The 4,582-nt window shown below is 64.6% G+C and carries 5 protein-coding genes; 1 reads left to right on the top strand and 4 read right to left on the bottom strand.

Annotation, left to right across the window (positions count from 1 at the left end):
• Nucleotides 1-85: 85 nt before the first annotated feature.
• The 4 genes from Q8P38_07105 to Q8P38_07090 all read right to left on the bottom strand — a co-directional run bounded on the left by Q8P38_07105 (nt 86) and on the right by Q8P38_07090 (nt 3,264).
• Complete coding sequence (locus Q8P38_07105; GenBank protein MDP4014365.1) at nt 86-310, bottom strand: hypothetical protein; 225 nt, start codon at nt 308-310, stop codon at nt 86-88.
• Between the two features lie 36 nt (nt 311-346).
• The gene (locus tag Q8P38_07100; protein MDP4014364.1) at nt 347-1,399 is read right to left on the bottom strand and encodes a hypothetical protein; all 1,053 of its coding nucleotides are present in this window, start codon (nt 1,397-1,399) and stop codon (nt 347-349) included.
• Nucleotides 1,400-1,477: 78 nt separating this feature from the next.
• Complete coding sequence (locus Q8P38_07095) at nt 1,478-1,987, bottom strand: pentapeptide repeat-containing protein (GenBank protein ID MDP4014363.1); 510 nt, start codon at nt 1,985-1,987, stop codon at nt 1,478-1,480.
• 104 nt (nt 1,988-2,091) lie between these two features.
• Nucleotides 2,092-3,264 (bottom strand): hypothetical protein, encoded by a 1,173-nt coding sequence (locus tag Q8P38_07090; protein MDP4014362.1) that lies wholly within the window; start codon nt 3,262-3,264, stop codon nt 2,092-2,094.
• 725 nt (nt 3,265-3,989) lie between these two features.
• Here Q8P38_07090 and Q8P38_07085 point away from each other — a divergent pair.
• Nucleotides 3,990-4,582, top strand: a 593-nt coding sequence (locus Q8P38_07085; protein ID MDP4014361.1) for a transposase family protein, incomplete at its 3' end; no start/stop codon positions are given.

Raw genomic sequence — 4,582 nt, 5'->3', positions numbered from 1 at the left:
CAGGCTGATCACCCGCCGCGCCTACGGCTTCCACTCCGCCCACGCAGCCCTCGCCCTTGTCATGCTCTCCTGCGGCCCCATCGACCTACGCCTCCCTCACGAGCGGCCGACCCGATGACCCACATTCATGCCGGGAGAGCCACACTTCTGTCGTCAGCAGCATCCGCTGCCCGCCTTCGGCGTTGTCGTCGATTGTGACGATCACCGGGTCGTGGTCGCTGAGCAGGTCGACGGACCGCCCGTCTGGGATGGCGCGGAATGCTAGGCGCGTCTCCTTCAGCCGGTCCTGAACTGCATCTCGCGTGATCATTCCGCGGTTCCTCTCGAGGACCAGCAGATCACTGTGTCATCGGGGGTCGATCCGCGACACGATGCCATCGGAGTCGCTGTTCACCCAGACGGCGTTCTCGGTCGCGGACAGGGCGTCCGCCTCCCGGCCGACGTCGACCGTGGCGGTCACGGCGTAGCCGGTCACGTCGAGCTCCAGAACGTGGCTGCCGCTCGATACCCACCCGGCACGGTCGGTCGCGGCGACACCGCGCGGCCTGCTTTCGGTGTCCCCGGAGTAGACGAGCGTGTTGGTAGACGGGGCAATCCGCCACACCCTGTGGTCGTCCCCGGAGCTTGTCACCCACACTGCCGTGTCGGTCGCCGAAATCCCTTCGGGCGTGCCATCGAGTTTGATCAATGCAGCATCTTGGTTCTTGACCGGATCGATCCTCTTGACCTCAGGGCTTTTCGAGCCGTAAACACTGCCGCACGTAACCCAGACCGCCGTATCGGTTGCCGCAACCCCCACAGCGCTATCTGAGGTGCACACGTCTGTGTAGACCCCCGCCAGCTTGTTCTTGGCCACGTCTATGCGATAGACGGCGTCGTCATCGTAACCAGACTTGCCTGCGACCCAGACATCGGTGTCAGTCGCGGCGATGTCTTTGAAGCTGGAGAGATACGCGCCCACTTCTAGCTTGGCCACGACCTTGTTGGTGGCCGGGTCCACGCGGCGCACTGAGCGAGGGCCAGTGATCCAGACAGCGTCCTTCGTCGCCGCGATGTGTCCCCAGGAGCCATTCGTGTCCAAGCCCCGCGTACCCACTTGGATCGTGGCCACTATCTTGTTCGTGGCCGGATCGATCCGCCATACTTTGTCCCACTCGCTGACTTCCCGGTTGTCGTAGCCCGACCGTGTGACCCAGACCGCTGTGTCGGTCGCGGCGATATCCTTCAAGGAACCGCCTACGTCGACAGTGGCGACGAGCCTACGGGCACTTGCGGTGGGCGTTTCGACGTCCGTTGACGATCCAGTTGAGCATCCCCCTGCCACAAGGCCGAGAATCGCCACACCTGCCGCGATCCTGAATGACACGCTACTCACGCCACCCCCCATGTCATATCTCATGCCCTGGAAAGCACATTGGACTGTAACAATAGCGCGAGCGCCACTACGTTTTCCCGCCGAGTCAGAGGAACCTGGACGCTAGCGGCAGAGGCCCTCTGAGCCGGACGCGCAAACCCGGCCATCCACCCAAGTGGCCTCGGACACGTTCGCCTTGCGCAGGTCCGCCCCGGTCAGATTCGCCCCGGTCAGATTCGCCCCGGTCAGGTTCGCCCCGGCTAGGTCCGCCCCGGTCATCACTGCCGAGGCCAGTGACGCCTTGGTCAGATTCGCCCCGGACAGGTCCGTAATGGTCAGGTCCGCCGAGAACAGGTCCGCCCCGGTCAGGTCCGCCTCGGTCAGGTTGGCCCCGGTCAGGGTCGCTTTCCGCAAGCCCGCATTCGGCAGGTCGGCGCCTGGCAGGTCACAGTAGGAAAGATCCGCTCCCGCTGACTTGAGCACGTCGGAGCAGTCCCTCAATGCCTGACCCGACTCGCCCTCCTCCATCTCGGTCTCTCCGAACTGGCCGGGATCGGTCTGCGCGCCGCACGCACTAAGCGCAAAGGCGAGACCCAGCCCGATTGCCGCCATCCGCGCTGGCTTCAGGTTCATACCGCCAGTGTGCCCAGACACGACCCCCGTCGCAGCGCAACGGCGAGATTCGGCGAGGCGTCACCGGTGCGCGAGACCTGCCCGGCGGTCGATCACCCGCTCGATCAGGTGGTCCCGTAAAGCCTGGCGATATTGTACGCCTTCTTGCCGCCGGCCTTGTCGTACCAGCCGCCCACGACGATCTTACCGTCACGCTGAACCGCCACCGAGTTGACGGGCTGGGACAGGCCGCCGTTCCCGCGGATGTGCTTGTTGAACTTGTTGTCCGGGGTGCCATTGGCGTTGAACCTGGCGATACTGTGCGCCTTCTTGCCGCCGACCTTTCTGAAGGCTCCGCCCACGACGATCTTACCGTTACGCTGAACCGCCACAGAGTCGACGGCGCTCGAGCCGACGCCGCCGTTCTTGCGGATGTGCTTGTTGAACTTGTTGGCCGGGGTGCCATTGGCGTTGAACCTGGCGATACGGTGCGCCTTCTTGCCACCGGCCTTTGTGAAGTCTCCGCCCACGACGATCTTACCGTTACGCTGAACCGCCACCGAGTTGACGCTGCCGTCCATGACGCTGGGGATGTACACGCCGCCGCTCTGGCGGATGTGCTTGTTGAACTTGTTGTCCGGGGTGCCGTTGGCGTTGAACCTGGCGATACGGTGCGCCTTCTTGCCGCCGACCTTCGTGAAGCCACCGCCCACGACGATCCTACCGTCGGACTGGACCGCCACCGAGTTGACGAACCAGTTCAGGCCGCCGTTCTTGCGGATGTGCTCGTTGAACTTGTTGTCCAGGGTGCCGTTGGCGTTGAACCTGGCGATACGGCGCGCCTTCTTGCCGCCGACCTTTGTGAACACGCCGCCCACGACGATCTTGCCGTCGGACTGAACCGCCACAGAGTCGACGCCGCTGTTCAGGCCGCCGTTCTTGCCGATGTTGTTGTTGAACTCCGTGTCCGGGGTGCCGTTGGCGTTGAACCTGGCGATACAGTACGCCCTCTTGTCGCCGGCCTTTCCGAAGAAGCCACCGCCCACGACGATCTTACCGTCGGACTGAACCGCCACCGAGTTGACGCTGCCGTCCACGCCGCCGCTCTGGCGGATGTGCTCGTTGAAGGCGGTGTCGAACTGACCTGGGTCAGCGGCATGAGCTGCCGTGGCCTCACCGACCACCAGCGCGGCCACCAGCACCAGGCCTGCGGTCATTCCGCCCAGAAGCCTCCTCCCGGCCCCGGTCGAGCCCCGGCGCCTGCAATACACCACGTCCGACGCTGTGTGAGTAGTCATGCGCGGGACGTTATCAGGGGTCGCACCGGCATCGCAACCAGACGCGTAGGTCTGATGGTCGGGCCGCCGCGCCCCCGCGCACAGCCTTTGCTACGGGTCGGCAGCCAATCTCCCAGGGCCCCTCGGCGGCTGCCCCAGTCCCACGGTCCGGGGTCTCGGATCGGGAACCCGGTAGCGGCAGTCGCGCGTGAATGCCCTCGTGAGATCCAAATCCGCTTGTTGGAGGCCCTGTCCGGTGTGCCGTTCGCGGTGAAGCGCGCGGCACGGCTCACCATCGTGTCGGCAGCCCGGGTGAAGGCGCCGGTTACCGCGATCCGTCGGTGGGCCTGCACCGCCAACGAGGCGCTTCGTCGACTGTTGAGGCCGCCATTTGTGTGGATCTTCTTGTTGAACGCCTTGCTTGGTCCGTGTCCCGGGACAGTTTCGCGAGCCTTTCCTACATGAGGCACGCGATCGCTTTCGCGAGCACATTTGATGAGTCTCGGCGCAGGGGGCTCTTCGCGCCTGCGCTCGCTACCCTGCGGCTCACGAGGCGCCAGCGTGTGGGGCAGCTCACCGCACGTGCTCTTGTCGGCAGTGGTTTGCGGATCGATTCTGCGGGTATGCGGGTTCTTCGAAGTTAAGGGGGAGACACGATCTTGAGTTTGGTCAGCTTGGGCTGATTACGTCCGTGGCCCCTTGATGCTGGCGGTGCTTACGCCAAACCAGTAGAAGGAGCCACGGACATGGATGACGGTACGACGATTCTGTTTGGCCTGCCAGGGGTCGCGGTGCGCGATGTTGAGCGTGTCGATGGTGGGCGGTTGGTGCATGTGGTCACCGATGACACTGGCGCCTCGGCTTGTCCGGTGTGCGGAGTGTTCTCGGACACGGTCCGCCAGCATCGGACAACTAGGCCGAAGGATCTTGGGTATGGGGAAGAGCCGCTGGCAGTTCGCTGGCACAAGACCCAGTACGCGTGTCGGGAACAGTTGTGTCCACGCAAGGCGTTCACTGAATGCGTCCGGGAGATCCCGGCCGGGGCACGAGCCACTGGCCGGTTGCGCCGCGCGGCCGCGGACGCGGTCGCCGCGGGCGCTTCGGTCGCGGCCGCGGTGCGTGAACACGGGTTGAGCTGGCCGATCGTGCATGCGGCGTTCGTGGCCAAAGCGGACGCGCAACTGGTTGAGCCCCGGCCGGTTCGGGTGCTCGGTATCGATGAGACACGCCGCGGGCGGCCGCGCTGGAGTAAAGATCCAATCAGCGGGAAGTGGCTGAAACTGGACACGTTCGAGACGAACTTCTTCGATCTCGACGGTGATGGTGGCCTGCTCGGTCA

This window comes from Candidatus Nanopelagicales bacterium (genome assembly GCA_030700225.1).
GTDB lineage: Bacteria > Actinomycetota > Actinomycetes > S36-B12.
Note: the sequence above shows the minus strand (reverse complement) of the source record. Positions and strands in the feature narration are given on the sequence as shown.

Excerpts from the sequence above, each read along its gene's own strand:
- Q8P38_07095 (MDP4014363.1), bottom strand. The coding sequence starts at position 1,987 with ATGAACCTGAAGCCAGCGCGGATGGCGGCAATCGGGCTGGGTCTCGCC.
- Q8P38_07100 (MDP4014364.1), bottom strand. The coding sequence starts at position 1,399 with ATGAGATATGACATGGGGGGTGGCGTGAGTAGCGTGTCATTCAGGATC.
- Q8P38_07090 (MDP4014362.1), bottom strand. The coding sequence starts at position 3,264 with ATGACTACTCACACAGCGTCGGACGTGGTGTATTGCAGGCGCCGGGGC.
- Q8P38_07105 (MDP4014365.1), bottom strand. The coding sequence starts at position 310 with ATGATCACGCGAGATGCAGTTCAGGACCGGCTGAAGGAGACGCGCCTA.